Below are 17,389 nucleotides of genomic sequence, written 5' to 3' on the forward strand. Positions count from 1 at the left end.
TGCTCTCTTTTCTGTATCCATCCAGTGGATCTTTGCTTTCGCGGGATGAGAGAAGGGGGTTAACTCAGTGGCTTAACTGTCATTCTGCGCACAAAAAAACGGAGCCATCATGGCTCCGTCAGCGAGCGGGGTTTCCCCCATTTGTTGCTACTGAGTGTTGTTATTATGTCGGTGTTGTTTAGTGGCTGTGAGCTTCACCAGACCCTTTCGGATAACGGATAGATTCCACCAGCTCCTGTACATCTTCCGGGACTTCTGCCGTGAACTTGTTCACGACAATTGATACCACAAAGTTCACACACATACCCAGTGTACCAATTCCTTCAGGGCTGATGCCGAACCACCAGTTGTCCGGGGTGCTGGCCGCAGGGTTGATGAACTTGAAGTAAATGATGTAAGCCGCGGTGAACAGGATACCGCTCAGCATACCGGCGATAGCGCCTTCTTTATTCATCTTCTTGTAGAAGATGCCCATGATAATCGCCGGGAAGAAGGACGATGCCGCCAGACCGAAGGCGAAGGCTACCACCTGTGCCACAAAGCCTGGTGGGTTAATCCCCAGATAGCCAGCACCGATAATGGCCAGCGCTGCCCCTATCCGGGCCGCCCTCAGCTCCTGTTTATCCGTCATATTCGGTTTGAAGCCTTTCTTGAGCAGGTCATGCGCCACCGAAGTGGAAATCACCAGCAGCAAACCGGCCGCCGTCGACAGTGCCGCGGCCAGACCACCCGCTGCCAGCAGGGCAACAACCCAGTTTGGCAGTTTGGCCAGCTCAGGACTTGCCAGTACTATGATGTCACGGTTGATGTTCATCTCGTTACGCTCATCGCCAGAGTAGAACATTTTGCCGTCGCCATTTTTGTCTTCCCAGGCTACCAGACCGGTTTTCTCCCAGTTGGTTACCCAGCTTGGTGCTTGTTCTGCCGCGACACCCTGCATGTCCGGACCATTTAAGGTTTCAAACATATTGATACGGGCAAACGCTGCCACAGCTGGCGCCGTGGTGTATAGGAAGGCAATGAACAGCAGTGCCCAACCAGCAGAAATACGGGCATCTTTTACGCGAGGCACGGTGAAGAAACGGATGATCACGTGCGGCAGACCCGCCGTACCTACCATCAGAGCCGCGGTGATGAAGAACACATCTACCATGCTCTTGGAGCCGTCGATGTAGGAGGTGAAGCCCAGTTCGGTACTCAGTCCTTCCAGCTTGTCCATCAGGTAGACATCCGTCCCACTGATGGTCGAACCGAAGCCGATTTGCGGAATCGCAGAGCCGGTGACCATGATAGAGGTGAAGATGGCAGGAACCATGAAGGCAAAGATCAGCACGCAGTACTGTGCAACCTGGGTATAGGTAATGCCTTTCATGCCGCCCATGACCGCATAGAAGAACACGATAGCCATACCAATAATGATACCGACGTTAATGTCGACTTCCAGGAAGCGGGCAAAAACCACGCCCACGCCACGCATTTGTCCTGCTACATAGGTGAAAGAAACAAAGATGGCACAGAACACAGCTACCATACGGGCAGTGCGGGAGTAATAACGGTCGCCGATGAAGTCTGGCACAGTGAACTTGCCGAATTTACGCAGGTAAGGGGCAAGGCACAGTGCCAGCAGCACATAACCGCCGGTCCAGCCCATCAGGTACACACCGCCGTCATAGCCGGCGAACGAAATGATACCTGCCATAGAAATGAACGAAGCGGCAGACATCCAGTCAGCAGCAGTCGCCATGCCGTTAGCAACAGGGTGGACACCACCGCCGGCCACGTAGAACTCGCTGGTAGATCCGGCGCGGGACCAGATTGCGATCCCGATATAGAGTGCGAAAGACAGACCAACCAGTATGAAGGTCCAGGTTTGAATATCCATGAGTGACTACTCCCTTAATCCTCGTGAACGTTGAATTTGCGGTCCAGCGCATTCATCTTGTAGACATAGACAAATATCAATGCGACAAAGATGTAAATGGAACCTTGTTGTGAAAACCAGAAACCGAGCTTAAAGCCGCCCAGCTGAAACTGGTTCAGGACATCCACAAACAACACACCGGCCCCGTATGACACGAGGAACCAGATGGCAAGCAAAGAACCCATAATCGTCAGGTTCTCCTTCCAGTAGGCTTGCGCTTGCTCCTTGGATTCAAACGCCATGGTTATCTCCTTACTATGGTCAGTCATTTTTCAGTTATAAAAATGTTACGTGATGACAATAGCAAGCTTATTGAAGACGCACAGTGCAACTTTAGTCGGGCAAAAAACCATCAAATGTCAGCTAAATTTAGAAAGTTAGTGATATGACTCAAGAAAAATGGGATGTTAAATTGCTGTTAAGTTAGCCGAAAGTATAAGGCGGTCAGCAGATAAAGATCAGGCGATTACCATGACTCCGTTCCGAATATTCGCGGGCGAAACAGTGTTTGGTAAGCGTTAAATACTGGCAATGTCGGGGAATTGTTTACATATAGTTTTCTTAATGTCGCTGTATATTAGGGCAAAATACAGGAGCAACCGGTTTGTTAGCAGGTTGCTGAATTAATAATAATCTTTGGAGGATGAGTGGACGCGATTACCATTAACGGTTTTTTTCTGGTTGGCGCTTTACTGATTGCGTTAAGTGTTCTCCTGAGCCCGGTATCATCCAAATTAGGCATTCCAATTCTGCTGGTGTTTCTGATCGTCGGCATGATGGCCGGTGAAGACGGCCCGGGCGGTATCTTGTTTGATGATTATTCTGTGGCGTATCTGGTCAGTAACCTGGCGCTGGCGATTATTCTGCTTGATGGCGGCATGCGGACCCGGGTGGCCAGTTTCCGGGTCGCCTTATGGCCCTCCGTGGCGCTGGCCATCTTAGGGGTAGCGATCACTACCGCGCTGACCGGCCTGATGGCAACCTGGTTGTTTGATCTGGAGCCGCTGCAGGGCATTCTGGTTGGCGCGATTGTCGGCTCAACCGATGCCGCGGCGGTGTTTTCCCTGCTCAAAGGGCGCAGCCTGAATGAGCGGGTAGGCTCGACCCTGGAGATTGAATCGGGCACCAATGATCCCATGGCGGTGTTTCTGACCGTGACCCTGATTGCGGTGCTCAGCAGTCAGGGAACTGAGTTCAGCGCCGGTTTTCTGGCCCTGAGTTTCGTCAAGCAGTTTGGCATAGGTGCCATCGCCGGACTGGCGGGAGGCTGGCTGTTGTGGCGCCTGATTAATCGTAATCATCTGCCAGAGGGGCTGTACTCAATTCTGGCGGTCAGCGGCGGATTGATGATCTTTGCCATTTCAAACACCTTGGGCGGCAGCGGTATTTTATCCATCTATCTGGTGGGGTTGCTGCTGGGTAATCGTCCGACCCGCTGCCGTCATTCTATTCTCAATGTGCTGGATGGCATGACCTGGCTCAGCCAGATTTGTATGTTCCTGGTGCTAGGGCTGCTGGTCACCCCGTCAAATCTGATTGCGATTGCACTGCCCGGACTGGCATTGGCGTTCGGGATGATTGTCTTTGCCCGTCCGATATCGGTCTGGATTAGCCTGCTGCCGTTTCGCAGCTTCACGGCACGGGAAAAATGGTTTATTTCCTGGGTGGGCCTGCGCGGCGCCGTGCCCATTATCCTGGCGGTTTTTCCTATGATGGCCGGACTGCCCAATGCTCAGTTGTATTTCAATCTGGCTTTTTTCGTGGTCATGGTATCGCTGATCCTGCAGGGGGGAACCCTCACCAAAGCCATGTCGCTGGCCAAAGTCGAGCTGCCGCCTCGTCCCGAACCTGTGTTCCGCACCGGGGTGGAAGTGTTTCCAACCAGTGAGTGGGAGCTGTTTGTCTACAAAATGAAAGCCGATAAGTGGTGTATCGGTGAGCCTTTACGTAACTTGTCACTCCCGCTGGGCACCCGGATTGCGGCTGTGTTCCGCGAGCAGCAATTGCTGCACCCATCGGGCAGTACCCGGCTGGAAGAGGGGGATACCTTGTGTGTGCTGGCGCAGGAGAAAGATCTGGAAGCGCTGAGTCAGCTGTTCAGTGAAGCCCCAGAGAAAGCCGAGTTGGCGCGTTTCTTTGGTGACTTTTTTCTGGATGCCGAAGCCCGGCTGGTTGATGTCGCCATCGCTTATGGTCTGGAGTTAGGGGAAGTCAATCCAGCCATGACACTGAAAGATCTGGTTATTCAGCATCTGGGGACCAATCAGGTACTGGGGGATAACTTTGAGTGGAATGGCTTGCATTGGGTGGTGGCAGATATCGCCGACTGGCAGGTCACTAAGGTCGGCTTACGCCTGCCAGAAGAAGAGGTGGAACAAGGTGATAACGGTGAGTGATTACTTACTCGTCACTGAGCTCATTTAACAGGATAACCGCTTGAGTGCGGTTTTTTACCCCGAGCTTACGGAAAATGGCCGTCATGTGCGCCTTGATGGTGGCTTCAGAGACATTGAGTTCGTAGGCGATCTGCTTGTTGAGCAGGCCATCGGACAGCATGCACAGGACCTTGTACTGTTGCGGAGTCAGGGTGGCGATGCGGGCCGCCAGTGCATCCAGCTCGGGGTTGTCTTCATCTTCACCGATACCCGGCGGAAAATAAGGCTCTCCGTCCAGCACCTGATTCAGTGCGCTGATAAGTTCACGCATATCGCTGGATTTGGGAATAAAGCCAAAAGCACCGTGATGACGGACCTGGCGGATGACGGAAGCTTCTTCATTGGCAGACACCACCACGACCGGCAGTTCCGGGTGCTGGGCGCGAAGCTGGATCAGACCGGACATGCCGTTGGCACCCGGCATTTTTAAATCCAGCAGCAAAAGATCAACATCCGGTTCTTTATCAAGCAGCTGTAACAGTGTATCGAGAGAATCTGCTTCCAGCAGATTGGCCTTGCTGACCGCCATGTGTACTGACTGAAACAGGGCGTTTCGAAACAGCGGGTGGTCATCGGCAATGACTATAGTGTACTGAGCGTCCATGACATTAAGCTTCTTGTTTTTCCTAACGCTAGCATTGCTGAAATGCCAGATCAATTTGTTCCCCCCCAAGATACGAACTGGATCCGTTCCCGTGTGTATTTGGGGGGTATTTTATGCTTTAAGAGAATACTTTTCTGCTTACTGGCCTATCAGCTGGTTGGCTTTCAGGTGATCGAGAAAGGGCTCAGCTTCAACGAAACCGGTCAGGCGGGCTTTCGGAGCCTGTTCACCATCAGCATGCCAGAAATCCAGCGTCGGCAGACCCAGCACATTCATCTTTTGCAGCAGCTTGATGTCGTCCGGATTCGTGTCGGTGACGTCGGCCTGCAACAGGACGAAACGCTGTAATTCTGGCGCCACGCTGGCATCGTGGAAAGTGTACTTATCGAACTCTTTGCAGGCGACACACCAGTCAGCGTAAAAATCCAGCATCACAGGTTTACCTTCGGCTTTGGCCTGAGCCAGCGCTGAATTGAGTTCATCCATACTGGCCACGCGCTGGAAGCTGATCTCTGGTGCGTTCTGCTGCACGGTTTGTGGCTGAGTGCCTGTCAGTCCCTGATAGACGGGCTGCAGGGAAACGAGCAGACCAATAATGGCGATGACACCCACCAGACTGCTGCGCCAGGAATGGGCCATACCTTGTTTCACATGATACAACCAACCGAAGGCACCCAGTCCGAATGCGGCCCATAAATACGGCATCAGGTTTGCGGGCAGAATGCGTTCCAGCAGGAACAGCGGCACAGCCAGCAGCACCAGGCCGAAGAATATTTTAACGCTGTCCATCCAGGCGCCTGCTTTCGGCAGCAGGCGGTTACCGAACATGGCGACCAGCATCAGCGGGATCCCCATCCCCATCGCCAGAGCGTACAGTGCGACCGCGCCAGTCAGTAAGTCGCCGCTTTGGGCAACGTAAATCAAGGCGCCGGACAAGGGCGCTGTGGTGCACGGCGAGCAAACCAGGCCGGAAATGGCGCCCATCGCAAATACGCCGCCGAGCTGGCCGCCTTTCTGCTGATTGCTCAGCTGATTGAGCCAGGTCTGCACACTGGAAGGGAGTTGCAGGTTGTAGACGCCGAACATAGACAATGCTAATACGACAAAGAGAATGCTCAGGCCAATCAGGACATAAGGATGTTGCAAGGCCGCCTGAAACTGCATGCCCGCCGAAGCGACCACTAACCCCAGTAAGGTGTATGTCAGTGCCATACCCTGGACATAGGTGAAAGCCAGAGTGAACGTGCGTCCGCTGCTGAGCTGGCCACGGCCCAATACGATACCGGTCAGGATCGGGTACATAGGCAGCACACAGGGCGTGAACGCCAGCCCTATGCCCAGCGCCAGAAACAGCAGCGGCGTCCACCACTGCTGCGCCAGATCGCTGGCCAGTTGATCCTGCTGGCTCAGTGGCGCACTGCTGCTGAGCGGTTGTCCGGCTGAGCCGGATGATGCCACTGTTGCTGTTTGATTGTCAGTGCTTACTATCAGCTTGGCTTTGACCGGCTCCTGGCCAGACAACGGCGTACCCGCGGCGGAGGCGGTAGCAAACAGAGGCACCTCGCGGGTTTCGGGGGGATAACAGAAACCGGCCTTGGCACAGCCCTGATAACGGACGGTCAGGGTCGCGTTGTCACTGGCCTGTACAATGGGCACTGTGAGTGCCAGAGATTCAGGGTATATCTGTACCTCGCCGAAAAACTCATCTTTGTAGGGTGTGCCTGCCGGCAAACGGATATCGCCTATGGTTGCCCCGTTTGCCACCACAGAAAACTGATGCTGATACAGGTAGTAACCCGGTTTGACCTGCCAGTCGAGCACCAGTTGATCGGTGTTCTGCGAAAAGTTAAAGGCAAAGGCCTGATCAACAGGGACAAAACTGTTCTGACTCGATGAACCTGTCAGCCCCGGCAGAGAAAATTCCGCCCGCAGCGGCAGGCTGAGTATCAGCAGGCAGAAGACAAATAAACGCGTAATGGGCAAGTGTCGCAGTATAGTCATCGGATTCGGGCTCGTTCAGTCTCGGGTCATAGGCTTGAAGATGGCGCCTTCATGTCGCCAATATACCCCATATGGGGACTATGTGTCAGACCCGAGAAATCAGGCAGAGTTTCATTGTCTGTGTTCTCAGGCAATTATAGCTCCCGGCAGGCTTGGCGAAGTGCACTAACCGCTGTTGGTTTCGGAGCCTCAGCCGAGTCAGCGGCAAAAAATCGATGCAGAAAAGGTGATCCAGCTAAAAGCCTCTGCTGCTATGGTTGAAAATCAGGGCAATCTCGCCATCATAGTCGGCATCTTTACGCAATGCGGCTGCAGCTCAACTGTGGACAGCCGTTTCCTCAATAATCGCCAGCCTTTATAAGGGGTGTTTGTGTTTCCGGTACTTTTGTTTTTATTCATTCTGGTTCCCATCATAGAGATCGCCCTGTTTGTACAGGTTGGCGGTGTCATTGGTCTGTGGCCGACCCTGTTGCTTGTACTGCTGACGGCCGTGGTCGGCGCTTCACTGGTTCGCAGCCAGGGTATTGCGACCCTGATGTCGGTGCAGGACAGGCTAAATAAGGGGGAATTGCCCGCCCAGCAAATTGTGGAAGGTGTGATGCTGGCGGTAGCCGGTGTGCTGCTGCTGACACCGGGCTTTATGACTGACGCTATGGGGCTGGTGGTGTTACTGCCCGGGCCTCGTGCCGCGCTGGCGAAGTTTCTGATGACTAAAGTGAAAGTGCAGAGCATGCATCAGAGCGGCTTTGGCGGTGGCTTTGGTCCGCAAGGGCCGTTTTCAGACCGCGACCCATTCCACCGCGATCAAAACGGTGATGTATTTGACGGCGAATATGAGCGCAAAGACAAAGACAAAGACAAAGACAAAGACGAGAAAGAGAAGAAAGACAAATCAGATGACGATGATCAGCACCGGCTGCACTGAGTGATTTGTTAGGTTGTTGATTTAAATGAAATAAATGTCATTCCCGCGTAGGCGGGAATCCATTAAACGCGCAACTGTCAGCGGCAGCTATCGCGAGCGTGAAGACGAGCCCGCGTCATGTTGGTGCCCTGAACTGACATGTTGCCGGTGCAGCCTGCGTGCATACCCCAGTGCCGCCAGACCGCACAGCAGATTGGCTACGGCGATCCCGGTAAATAATCCTTCAGTACCATTTAACCGGCTGCCAACCCAGGCTGCCGGCAGCAACAAACCGAACAGACGGATAAGATTCCACAACAGTGCCTGAAAGGACAGATGCATGGCATTCAGGGCATTGATCAATTGCATGCACACGGCCAGCAATCCGTAGCTGGCCGGTACCAGTATCAGGTAATGCCAAAGCTGGGTCTGCACCGCTTCATCCTGGCTGAACATGAGCGATATGGGCCAGCTCAGCGGCACCATCATCACAAACACCAGCAACTGAAAGCCCAACGCGAATTTCATGGCCGTGAACAGGGCATCAAAGGCCCGTCTGGGCTGTTTTGCGCCGAAATTCTGCGCCATGAAAGGCATCAGGGCTGAGCTCAGGGCGAACATGACCAGCATCAGCAACGATTCCACCCGTATAGCCGCGCCATAGGCTGCGACAGAGGCGGTGCCCTGGCTGGCCAGCAAGACCATCACCAGGGCATTGGATAAAGGTGCCAGGGCGTTGGATAGCCCGGCTGGGGTCCCTATGTGCAGTATCTGTCGCCAGTCGGCAACGATCAGCCGGAGATCCGGTATCGCCAGCAGCTTTTCGCGCACAATCAATATCCGTAACGACCAGACTAATGCAAACGCCCAGCTAACGCCGCTTGAAATGGCCGCGCCGCGCACACCCAGTTCCGGAAAAGGGCCGTAGCCAAAAATCAGCAGGGGATCGAGCACGCCGTTGATCACTCCGGCCAGCATCATGATTTTTGCCGGCGATTTCGCATCGCCTGTAGCCCGGATAGCACTGTTACCGGCCATGGGAATGACCAGCAGCGGGATCGCCAGATACCAGACTTCCATATAGTCATGAATAATCGGCAGCAGGCTGTCTTCCGCGCCCAGCAGGCGGAACAGCGGATTGATGGTCAGCAGTCCGGCGATCACAGCGAGGATCACCAACAGCAATGCCAGTAACAAACCATGGCTGGAGACTCTGGCCGCCGCCTGGCTGCTACCGCTGCCCAGCAGGCGGCCAATGCAGGCTGATAACCCGACGCCCACGCCCATGGTGATGGAGTTGATGGCAAACGTGACCGGAAAGGTGAAACTGACCGCCGCCAGAGCCTGGGTACCCAGCAAAGCAATGAAAAAGGTATCGACCAGATTAAACATCAGGATAGCGACCATGCCAAACACCATAGGGATGGTCAGGCGTCGCAGGACTTCCGGGATAGGATCGGACAGTAAACCGTGTTTATCAGGTCGTACAGTTTGGGTCATAAGGCTCTCAGGTCTGTCTTTGCCTGCACACCCTAATGCAAAGAATGTGATCGGGCAAAAAATCTGGCACAAAAAGTAAAAAAAATCATCGTCAGGACTTGGGTTCCAGAAAAACGACCCAACATGTCTAAGTATCAGTTTTGGCGGGATGGAACCAAACACCGTCCTGCTTTCTAACAACCCATAAATATTACCAAAATCAGGAGAGACGACCCGATGAATATTCGTCCTTTACATGACCGAGTGATCGTTGAGCGCCAGGAAGTTGAATCAAAATCTGCTGGTGGCATCGTTCTGACTGGTTCTGCTGCAGAAAAATCGACCCGCGGTACAGTTTTAGCTGTAGGCAAGGGCCGCATTCTGGAGAATGGTTCTGTGCAGCCATTGGACGTTAAGGTTGGCGACAGCGTTATTTTCGCTGAAGGTTATGCCACCAAGTCTGAGAAGATCGACGGTAAAGAAGTTCTCATCATGTCTGAAAATGACATCTTGGCAATCGTTGAATAATCCATTCACTTTGAATTAAGAATTAAGAAAGGAAGATAAACATGGCTGCTAAAGACGTAAAATTCGGTAACGATGCTCGCGTAAAAATGCTGGAAGGTGTCAACGTTCTGGCCGATGCCGTAAAAGTCACCCTGGGTCCTAAAGGCCGTAACGTCGTACTGGACAAATCATTCGGTGCGCCGGTTATCACTAAAGATGGCGTTTCTGTTGCGCGTGAAATTGAACTGGAAGATAAATTCCAGAACATGGGCGCACAAATGGTGAAAGAAGTGGCGTCTCAGGCCAATGACGCGGCGGGTGACGGTACAACAACAGCCACTGTACTGGCTCAGGCGATCATCACCGAAGGTTTGAAAGCGGTCGCAGCGGGCATGAACCCGATGGATCTGAAGCGCGGTATCGATAAAGCCGTGATTGCGGCGGTAGAAGAACTGAAAGCGCTGTCTTCTCCTTGTGCAGACAGCAAAGCGATCGCGCAGGTAGGTACTATCTCTGCCAACTCCGATTCTACCGTGGGTAACATCATCGCCGAAGCGATGGAAAAAGTCGGCCGTGACGGCGTTATCACTGTTGAAGAAGGCCAGGCTCTGCATGACGAGCTGGACGTGGTTGAAGGTATGCAGTTCGACCGTGGCTACCTGTCTCCTTACTTCATCAACAACCAGGAAGCAGGCAGTGTCGAGCTGGAAAGCCCGTTCATCCTGCTGGTAGATAAGAAAATCTCTAACATCCGTGAGCTGCTGCCAACACTGGAAGCGGTGGCGAAAGCCTCTCGTCCTCTGCTGATTATCGCAGAAGATGTTGAAGGCGAAGCACTGGCTACCCTGGTGGTGAACAACATGCGCGGCATTGTGAAAGTGGCGGCGGTGAAAGCACCAGGCTTTGGCGATCGCCGTAAAGCTATGTTGCAGGACATCGCGGTGCTGACTGCCGGTACTGTGATTTCTGAAGAAATCGGCATGGAACTGGATAAAGTGACGCTGGAAGATCTGGGTCAGGCCAAGCGCATCTCTATCACTAAAGAAAACACCACCATCATTGATGGTCATGGTGAAGAAGTGGCGATTCAGGGCCGTGTGACTCAGATCCGTCAGCAAATCGAAGACGCTACCTCTGACTACGACAAAGAGAAACTGCAAGAGCGCGTAGCCAAACTGGCTGGCGGTGTTGCTGTGATCAAAGTCGGTGCGGCGACTGAAGTTGAAATGAAAGAGAAAAAAGACCGCGTCGAAGATGCCCTGCACGCAACCCGTGCTGCGGTTGAAGAAGGCGTGGTTGCCGGTGGTGGTGTTGCTCTGGTTCGTGCAGCCTCTAAAGTGACTAATCTGACTGGCGACAATGAAGAGCAAACTGTCGGTATCCGTGTAGCGCTGCGCGCCATGGAAGCACCACTGCGTCAAATTGTGCGTAACGCGGGCGATGAAGAGTCTGTCGTGGCGAACGAAGTGAAGCGTGGCGAAGGTAACTACGGTTACAACGCGGCCACTGGCGAGTACGGCGACATGCTGGAAATGGGTATCCTGGATCCAACTAAAGTGACGCGTTCTGCACTGCAGTTCGCCGCTTCTGTAGCAGGTCTGATGATCACCACCGAAGCCATGGTCACTGAGCTGCCTAAAGCTGACGCGCCGGACATGAGCGCTGCCATGGGCGGCATGGGTGGTATGGGCGGCATGATGTAATCAGCCCCGTCACCTGCTGAAAAAGATAAAAGAACCCGCCGTATGGCGGGTTCTTTGTTTCTGGCAGGCGAGGTTTCCTCTATCTATTACAGCACATGCGTTCTCTGTCACGGTGACCGATGAGTGGCTGGCTAGGCCATCAGTGACAGCTAGGGCGCCAGTCTGTAACCATGCTGACTATCAGTACAGTTTTGTTATTAGCTTTATTGCATATTTACTACTCAGCCATATCTTTGTGCTTGAGCTTGCTTTAAGACTCTGTGTTTTCAACGGTATTTCAGAGAGAGCACTATGTTGAAACACACTTTGGCGTTGTTAATGGCCGGCTGCGTTCTTGGCACTACGAGTAGTCATGCCGGTGATGAAGAGCAAAGCTTTATTGACCAATATCATATGGATGCTCAGATCCATCAGATCCCGGGCGATCAGATGTTGTCTGACGAGCGTCTCAGTGACATGTTCCGGGCGCAGTCGAGAAGAATGACCATTTGCCGGGGCGACTTCATTCCTGACGGCTATGTCATCACCAGTACTACAGTTAATTTCGATTGCGGCAGCTGGCAGCACAGCGACAATGCCTACATTCTGACTGTAGCGCCGAAGGACGGTTCACGGTTTAACACTTGCGCCGGATATCACAGCCGGGTGTACGATGGTTTTGTGATTATCGCCAACATCTACAATCCGGCCTGTAATTTTGGATCTGGTAACTCAGTCAACGGCAGCACGCAGGTGTATGCCGATAAGTACAGATCCAGTTTCACTGTGTGTGCCAACTCGCCGATTCCTGCCAACTACACCCGCAGCAGACACCATTTTTCTACAAGTTGCCGGGTCGGCATTGGCATGGGGAATAATGCCTATGTAATCACCCGCCAGTAGCGGTTACGGCTTATTCGGTTTTTCAGGCCCGGCCTTCTGGCTCGGGCTTTTTTGATGCTGTGTCAGGGTGCTACATCGTTATGGGTGCGCCACGAGTCAGGTTTCTGCTCTGCGTTTTTTATTTCTCTTATCTTGCTCATCTCTTTTTAGCTGCACGTCATCGCTTGCAGTTTTCTGCCTTGCACATTGCTGTCATCGTTGCTCTATCTCTGTGAGGTATAGTTTTTATGCGGTTCATCAATAAGCAGAAACTGTCTTAATTGTTAATGATTTCATTTTTTGGTTTATTGCTAGTACATTTTTGATGAGTGGTTTGTTAATTTATTTATCTTCGTCATTTGTATTACCTTTAAATATAGTTGTTATTGGTGTTTTTAATCTTTTTCTTGGTTTTTCTACTTTTGTTTTGTTCTTTTTATGATGTGGTTTTGTGTTTAATGTGTTGATTTTATTGTTTTTTATTTCTTGATTTGTTTATCTTTTAATTTTTTGGTTAATAGCTTTATATTTTTTTCAATTTTATTTTTACCTGCCTTGTCTATTATGAATTCCAACAAGCAATGAGACATTTATTAATCAGTTAATTTACTTAAATTAAGGAATGAAAAATGAACAAGGCAATCAAAGTCGGTATTAATCGCATTGAATTCAGCACCACAGAGAATTATCTCACGCTGGAAAAACTGGCTGAGGCCCATCAGATTGATCCTGCTAAATACCTTTATGGTATAGGTCAGTCAAAAATGGCTGTACCGACGCCGGATGAAGATACCATCTCGATTGCGGCCAATGCGGCGCAGGATGTGCTGAATACTATGACACCGGAAGAAGTGAACACCATTTCGACACTCATTTTTGCCACTGAAACGGGTGTTGACCAGTCCAAGTCGGGTGCGGCTTATCTGATGGGACTAATTGATATTCACCCCAACTGCCGGGCTTTTGAAGTGAAGCAGGCCTGCTACGGCGGTACGGCCGGATTACAGATGGCTTGCGATATGGTGCGTGCCCGTCCGGATGAGTCAGTGCTGGTTGTGGCCTGCGACATTGCCCGTTATCAGCAAAACACCCCGGGTGAATGCACACAAGGTGCCGGTGCGGTAGCCATGCTGATTACCGCTGACCCGGACATCATTGAGATTGATGCTGAACGCGGCTGCTACAGTGCCGACATCATGGATTTCTGGCGCCCGAACCAGTTCAAACATGCCCTGGTGGACGGCGAGTTGTCGAAAGATGCCTACCTCAATGTGATGACAAGCAGCTATCAAGGCTATCTGGTCAACGGCGGTAAGCCACTGGATCAGCTCGAATGGCTCTGCTTCCACCAGCCTTTCACTAAGATGGCCAAAAAAGCCTTTGAGCACCTCAGCGCCCAGTATCCTGAGCAGATGGCGGATAAAACCGATGCCGCTTACAGCATCAGCCAGCAATACGGACGTGAAATTGGCAATACCTATACCGCCAGCCTCTACATTGGCCTGCTGTCTCTGCTTGATAACGCTGAGCAGGATTTGACGGGACAGACAATCGGCTTCTTCAGCTATGGCTCAGGGGCGGTGGGTGAATTCTTCTCGGGCACGGTGAATAAGAATTACCGCCACGCCATTAATACCCTGGCGAATCAGCAAAAGCTGGCTGCACGAACCGCGCTCAGCTACGACACTTATTGTCAGTATATGTACCAGCTGCGCGACTACGATCAGGCCAACATTCGCTATAACCCGACTTCCGGCTCGAACTTCAGGCTGGCCGCGATTCACGACAACAAGCGTGTCTATGAACGTGTGCTCGAGCCAATGAGCAAAGCGGCTTAAAGCCAGACATCGCCACTTTTAACATCCAATCAATACCACTATTTGTTTAATAAGGAAGAGTAACATGTGCGGCTTTGTAACGGTTTATAGTGCGAATCCTCTTAATCAGATCAAACCTGCTCAGATTGAGCAGGGTCTTAAATCCATCATTCACCGCGGCCCCGATGAAGGGCGGGTCTGGCAGTCTAATGACCAGCGCATGATTATGGGCCATACCCGGCTGAGTATTATCGGCCTGGATAACGGTATTCAACCGATCCACAGTACGGATGGTGCGTTGCATATTGTGGTGAATGGCGAATTTTATGACTTTGAGAAAATCCGCTATGAGCTGACCCGTCAGGGCTGCAAGTTCGTGACTCAGTCGGACAGCGAGATCGCGCTGCACCTTTATCAGCTGTACGGCACCAAAGGGCTGGAAAAACTGCGGGGCGAATTCTCTCTGGTGCTGTTTGACCAGCGTCAAAACCTGGTGATTGCAATGCGTGACAGGGCCGGGGTGAAGCCCTTATTCGTGGCCGAAGATCAGGGCCGCTATTACTTTGCTTCTGAAATCAAAGCCATTATTGATTCTGGCGTCCGCGCTGTCTGGGATGAGGCGTCCTACAACACCCGCGCGTTTTACCTCAAGAATAATACCCTGTTCCAAAATGTGCAGTCCGTACCGGCGGGGCACATGATGACCCTGACGCCTTCCGGTGTGACCCAGCAGTGCTACTGGGATATCGACTACCCGGATGCGGAAACGCTCAATGCCAGTACCCTGTCTGATGCTGATGCCATTCAACAGGTGCACGATGCCATTGAAGAGTCAGTGAAGCTGCGCCTGAGAGCGGACGTACCGATTGGGGTATACCTGAGCGGGGGCGTGGATTCCTCGGCTATCCTGGGGATGGCCACTCAGCTGGCGGGCAAGCCGTTTGATGCCTATAACCTGTCCTTTGGTGAAATGGAAGATTACGACGAAAACCGTTTTGCCCGCTTGGCGGCGGAGAAGAACGGTGCCCGTTTCCATACTGTGCCTGTGACGCAAAAAGATCTGGCCGATAATTTTGAAAAAGCCGTCTGGCATAACGAGACCCCGTTTTTTAATGCACACGGCGTGGCGAAATATATTCTCAGCGGCATAGTACAGGATGCCGGTAACAAAGTGGTGCTGACCGGGGAAGGGGCGGACGAAGTCTTTGGCGGCTACCCGCACTTTAAGCGCGACATGGCGCTGTTTAATACCCAGGGCCAGAACCCGGACGATGTTCAGGCCATCTTACAGAAAATGAAGGCTAATCAGGCGGGTTATACCCAGCAAGGTATGCCGGCGGACGTTGAGTGGCTGACGCAGCAGCTGGGGCACGGGGTATCCTGGCTCGACAATCAGGCGGGCTGGTTCAAAGAGCTGCAAAACGTCTATGCCGACAGCCAGATCGACAGATTTGGTGATGTCGAACCCTACCGTATCTTCTTCAATCAGCTCGATCACCGCAAGCTGGCAGGGATCGACCCGGTACACCGCTCTATGTATCTGTGGGCCAAGTCTTTTCTGCCGAACTTTGTGCTGACCACTTTGGGTGATCGCATGGAAATGGCCCACAGCGTAGAAGGTCGCGTGCCTCTGCTGGACCACCGCGTGATGGAGCTGGCGGCGACATTGCCTGTGCACCTGAAAGTGCGCGGTAATACTGAAAAATTTGTGTTCCGTGAAGCCATGAAGCCTTACCTGCCTGAAGAGCTGTATAAGCGTAAAAAACATTACTTCCGCGCCCCGCCTTCCACGCTGATGCAGCAGGGCCCGCTGTTTGAACTGGTTAACGACACCCTGAACTCGTCCAGCCTGGATGCACTGCCTTTCTTCGACAGCAAGAAAGTACGCCGCCTGCTGGCAGAGATGCCGAAAATGTCACCGCAGCGTCTGGCACTGCTCGACCCTATGCTGATGGAGCTGACCAGCCTGTGCATCTTGCAGCGTAAGTTCAACCTGGCATCGACACCGTCTGTGTATAAGGAAGCGGCATAATGAAAATCGGTATTGTTGGCGCGGGATTAAACGGACTGGCCTGCGCACTGCTGCTGAAAAAGTTCGGGCATGAGGTCACTGTGTTCGAGCGCAGCGAGCAACCGCGGGATTCAGGCACAGGGATCTACGTCTGGCCGCAAGGAGTACAGATCCTGCGCTTCATTCTCAATGACAACAGCTTCCTTAACGAAGGGCAGCCGATAGATTCGCTGGTGACGTTGGATCGCCACGGTAAAGAAGTGCACCGCCAGCTGGTTCAAATGCCGGGGCATGATTTTCCGGCACCGGCTGTGATGTTTGAGCGTCAGCGTTTGTTCAATCTGCTCAAACAGGAGCTGGGCCCGGATGACATCCGCTACGGCGCAGCCTGTACCAAGGTGATCAATACCCGCGAAGAGGCAAAAATTGAAATCAACCACAGTGACTATGAATCTTTTGATCTGGTTGTCGGCACCGACGGTATCTCATCCAAGGTCAGGGAATATGTCTGCGACAGTCAGCCGCACTACACCGGGGTGATCGCTTCCCGGGGCGTGACCTGCTTTGACTGCGATATTCTGGAAGAGAATGCGTGCCAGATTTTCGCCCATGATCAGGCCCGGCTGGTGACTTATCCGCTCGATAACAGCACCCGTTTCCGTTACTGGTTCGTGGCGTACCAGCATGACCTGGATCAGCCCACCCTGAACAGAAACGAGATGGCGCAGCGCCTGGAAGGGCTGCCGGCACCGCTGCTGGAGATGATCGAAAATACGCGGGAAGACAACATACTGACCCTGCCGCTCAACGCCATCACCCCGGGTCATCAATGGTACAACGGCCGTTGTGTGCTGCTGGGTGACAGTATTCACGGCATGTTACCGACGCTGGGTTACGGGCTGACCCTGGGACTGGAAAACTGCTTCATGCTGGCTCAGGCACTGAACGGCAGCTGTTTTGATGACATTCAACCGGCACTCAAGCGCTACCAGACCCGGGTGGCACAGCGTTCCTGCCAGTTAATCGAGGTGATGGAGCAACTGACAGACTTGTTTTATTTCCAGAAAGAAACCGTGCAAAAACAACAGCGTCTCGGCGAGGTGATGGGACGCTTTCACGAACTGGCCCGAACAACGGCATTTTAAC

Annotated in this window: 14 protein-coding genes; 9 read left to right on the plus strand and 5 right to left on the minus strand. The window is 52.6% G+C overall.

The annotated features are described in order from the left end of the window. Positions 1-178: 178 nt before the first annotated feature. Positions 179-1,882: a sodium:solute symporter family protein gene (locus tag IFO68_RS18630; protein WP_192017315.1), complete on the minus strand. Its 1,704-nt coding sequence runs from the start codon at positions 1,880-1,882 to the stop codon at positions 179-181. Positions 1,883-1,896: 14 nt separating this feature from the next. Then, complete coding sequence (locus IFO68_RS18635; RefSeq protein WP_192017316.1) at positions 1,897-2,163, minus strand: DUF4212 domain-containing protein; 267 nt, start codon at positions 2,161-2,163, stop codon at positions 1,897-1,899. Positions 2,164-2,568: 405 nt separating this feature from the next. Here IFO68_RS18635 and IFO68_RS18640 point away from each other — a divergent pair, with 405 nt between their 5' ends. Beyond that, positions 2,569-4,317 (plus strand): potassium/proton antiporter, encoded by a 1,749-nt coding sequence (locus IFO68_RS18640; protein ID WP_192017317.1) that lies wholly within the window; start codon positions 2,569-2,571, stop codon positions 4,315-4,317. 4 nt (positions 4,318-4,321) lie between these two features. Here IFO68_RS18640 and IFO68_RS18645 read toward each other — a convergent pair whose 3' ends face one another. Continuing rightward, positions 4,322-4,960, minus strand: a complete 639-nt coding sequence (locus IFO68_RS18645) for a response regulator transcription factor (RefSeq protein WP_192017318.1) — start codon at positions 4,958-4,960, stop codon at positions 4,322-4,324. A 138-nt stretch (positions 4,961-5,098) separates the two neighbouring features. After that, entirely contained in the window at positions 5,099-6,961 is a 1,863-nt protein-coding gene (locus tag IFO68_RS18650; RefSeq protein WP_192017319.1) for a protein-disulfide reductase DsbD, read from the minus strand. 226 nt (positions 6,962-7,187) lie between these two features. Between IFO68_RS18650 and IFO68_RS22040 the strand changes: the two genes are divergently transcribed. Both IFO68_RS22040 and IFO68_RS18655 read left to right on the plus strand, forming a co-directional pair. Then, entirely contained in the window at positions 7,188-7,322 is a 135-nt protein-coding gene (locus tag IFO68_RS22040) for a hypothetical protein (RefSeq protein WP_272872739.1), read from the plus strand. A 9-nt stretch (positions 7,323-7,331) separates the two neighbouring features. Continuing rightward, positions 7,332-7,886: an FxsA family protein gene (locus IFO68_RS18655; RefSeq protein ID WP_192017320.1), complete on the plus strand. Its 555-nt coding sequence runs from the start codon at positions 7,332-7,334 to the stop codon at positions 7,884-7,886. Positions 7,887-7,973: 87 nt separating this feature from the next. On the opposite strand, the gene IFO68_RS18660 is transcribed toward IFO68_RS18655, so the two are convergent. Then, positions 7,974-9,365, minus strand: a complete 1,392-nt coding sequence (locus tag IFO68_RS18660; protein ID WP_192017321.1) for an MATE family efflux transporter — start codon at positions 9,363-9,365, stop codon at positions 7,974-7,976. Between the two features lie 216 nt (positions 9,366-9,581). On the opposite strand from IFO68_RS18660, the gene IFO68_RS18665 reads away from it, so the two are divergent. The 6 genes from IFO68_RS18665 (at position 9,582) to IFO68_RS18690 (ending at position 17,388) form a co-directional block, all read left to right on the plus strand. Continuing rightward, the gene (locus IFO68_RS18665) at positions 9,582-9,872 is read left to right on the plus strand and encodes a co-chaperone GroES (RefSeq protein WP_027254091.1); all 291 of its coding nucleotides are present in this window, start codon (positions 9,582-9,584) and stop codon (positions 9,870-9,872) included. A 41-nt stretch (positions 9,873-9,913) separates the two neighbouring features. Continuing rightward, complete coding sequence (gene groL, locus IFO68_RS18670) at positions 9,914-11,554, plus strand: chaperonin GroEL (protein ID WP_192017322.1); 1,641 nt, start codon at positions 9,914-9,916, stop codon at positions 11,552-11,554. A gap of 291 nt (positions 11,555-11,845) precedes the next feature. Further along, complete coding sequence (locus IFO68_RS18675) at positions 11,846-12,436, plus strand: hypothetical protein (protein ID WP_192017323.1); 591 nt, start codon at positions 11,846-11,848, stop codon at positions 12,434-12,436. Positions 12,437-13,044: 608 nt separating this feature from the next. Continuing rightward, complete coding sequence (locus tag IFO68_RS18680) at positions 13,045-14,253, plus strand: hydroxymethylglutaryl-CoA synthase (RefSeq protein WP_192017324.1); 1,209 nt, start codon at positions 13,045-13,047, stop codon at positions 14,251-14,253. Positions 14,254-14,317: 64 nt separating this feature from the next. Further along, positions 14,318-16,264: an asparagine synthase (glutamine-hydrolyzing) gene (gene asnB / locus IFO68_RS18685; protein WP_192017325.1), complete on the plus strand. Its 1,947-nt coding sequence runs from the start codon at positions 14,318-14,320 to the stop codon at positions 16,262-16,264. After that, the gene (locus IFO68_RS18690) at positions 16,264-17,388 is read left to right on the plus strand and encodes an FAD-dependent oxidoreductase (RefSeq protein ID WP_192017326.1); all 1,125 of its coding nucleotides are present in this window, start codon (positions 16,264-16,266) and stop codon (positions 17,386-17,388) included. Before asnB ends, IFO68_RS18690 begins: the two co-directional genes overlap by 1 nt. Position 17,389 lies beyond the last annotated feature (1 nt).

Source organism: Photobacterium arenosum, assembly GCF_014841115.1.
In the GTDB taxonomy this organism is placed as follows: Bacteria; Pseudomonadota; Gammaproteobacteria; order Enterobacterales; family Vibrionaceae; genus Photobacterium; species Photobacterium arenosum.

What these genes read in the sequence shown, in the direction of transcription:
- IFO68_RS18630 (WP_192017315.1), bottom strand. Translation starts at nt 1,882, where the DNA reads ATGGATATTCAAACCTGGACCTTCATACTGGTTGGTCTGTCTTTCGCA.
- IFO68_RS18635 (WP_192017316.1), bottom strand. Translation starts at nt 2,163, where the DNA reads ATGGCGTTTGAATCCAAGGAGCAAGCGCAAGCCTACTGGAAGGAGAAC.
- IFO68_RS18645 (WP_192017318.1), bottom strand. Translation starts at nt 4,960, where the DNA reads ATGGACGCTCAGTACACTATAGTCATTGCCGATGACCACCCGCTGTTT.
- IFO68_RS18650 (WP_192017319.1), bottom strand. Translation starts at nt 6,961, where the DNA reads ATGACTATACTGCGACACTTGCCCATTACGCGTTTATTTGTCTTCTGC.
- IFO68_RS18660 (WP_192017321.1), bottom strand. Translation starts at nt 9,365, where the DNA reads ATGACCCAAACTGTACGACCTGATAAACACGGTTTACTGTCCGATCCT.
- IFO68_RS18665 (WP_027254091.1), top strand. Translation starts at nt 9,582, where the DNA reads ATGAATATTCGTCCTTTACATGACCGAGTGATCGTTGAGCGCCAGGAA.
- groL (WP_192017322.1), top strand. Translation starts at nt 9,914, where the DNA reads ATGGCTGCTAAAGACGTAAAATTCGGTAACGATGCTCGCGTAAAAATG.
- IFO68_RS18675 (WP_192017323.1), top strand. Translation starts at nt 11,846, where the DNA reads ATGTTGAAACACACTTTGGCGTTGTTAATGGCCGGCTGCGTTCTTGGC.
- IFO68_RS18680 (WP_192017324.1), top strand. Translation starts at nt 13,045, where the DNA reads ATGAACAAGGCAATCAAAGTCGGTATTAATCGCATTGAATTCAGCACC.
- asnB (WP_192017325.1), top strand. Translation starts at nt 14,318, where the DNA reads ATGTGCGGCTTTGTAACGGTTTATAGTGCGAATCCTCTTAATCAGATC.
- IFO68_RS18690 (WP_192017326.1), top strand. Translation starts at nt 16,264, where the DNA reads ATGAAAATCGGTATTGTTGGCGCGGGATTAAACGGACTGGCCTGCGCA.